Here is a 275-nt window from a genome sequence, read left to right as displayed (position 1 = left end):
GCCCTTGCGGGATCGGCTTGAGGATCGTCGCGCACAGCGCCGGCGGCAGAAGCAACGCGACCAGCACCGACAGCACCATCGCCGACACGATCGTCAGCGAGAACTGACGATAGATCGCGCCGACCGAGCCGCCGGAGAACGCCACCGGCACGAACACCGCCGACAGCACGAGCGCCACGCCGACGAGTGCGCCGGTGATCTGGCCCATCGCCTTGCGGGTCGCTTCCTTCGGTGACAGCCCCTCTTCCGCCATCACGCGCTCGACGTTCTCGACC

At 68.4% G+C, this 275-nt stretch carries 1 protein-coding gene; it reads right to left on the bottom strand.

Annotated features, from left to right (window positions below; genetic code table 11):
- Positions 1-275: efflux RND transporter permease subunit (locus AAEZ03_RS27235; protein ID WP_350582949.1), on the bottom strand; the 275-nt coding region annotated here is incomplete at both ends.

This window comes from Pseudomonas sp. HY2-MNA-CIBAN-0224, from assembly GCF_040310285.1.
In the GTDB taxonomy this organism is placed as follows: Bacteria; Pseudomonadota; Gammaproteobacteria; order Pseudomonadales; family Pseudomonadaceae; genus Aquipseudomonas; species Aquipseudomonas helleri.
Note: the sequence above shows the minus strand (reverse complement) of the source record. Positions and strands in the feature narration are given on the sequence as shown.